The organism is Desulfobulbus alkaliphilus, assembly GCF_016918545.1.
Classification (GTDB): Bacteria; Desulfobacterota; Desulfobulbia; order Desulfobulbales; family Desulfobulbaceae; genus Desulfobulbus; species Desulfobulbus alkaliphilus.
Genome location: NZ_JAFFQC010000275.1, coordinates 1 through 436, shown reverse-complemented (window position 1 = coordinate 436; position 436 = coordinate 1). Strand labels below are relative to the sequence as shown.

General features: G+C 64.9%; 1 protein-coding gene. It reads left to right on the top strand.

All coding sequences use genetic code 11. From position 1 onward, the window contains the following. Nucleotides 1-436, top strand: a 436-nt coding sequence (locus tag JWG43_RS18500) for a S41 family peptidase (protein WP_205244390.1), incomplete at both ends; no start/stop codon positions are given.

Genomic DNA, 436 nt, shown 5'->3' with positions numbered 1-436 from the left:
CGTGGTGACCCCCATCGAGGATACGCCCGCCTATCGTGCCGGCCTGCAGTCCGGGGACATCATCCTGACCATCAACGGCCAGCCCACGCAGGAACTGAGTCTGCAGGACGTGGTCTCGCGCATCCGTGGTCCCAAGGGCACGGAAGTGGAGCTGGGCATCCTGCACAGCACCTCCAAGTCGCCCAAGACCATCCGGGTCAAGCGTGAGGCCATCCCGCTGGTCAGCGTGAAGTCCAAGCCGCTGGAAGACGGCTACTACTGGATCCGCCTCACCCGTTTCTCCGGCCGTACCGACGAGGACCTGCGCGACGCCCTCAAGAAGGCCACGCGCGAATGCGCCAAGACCGGCGGCCTCAAGGGCATCGTGCTCGACCTGCGCAACAATCCCGGTGGTCTGCTGGACCAGGCCGTGAGCGTTTCCGATATGTTCCTGAGC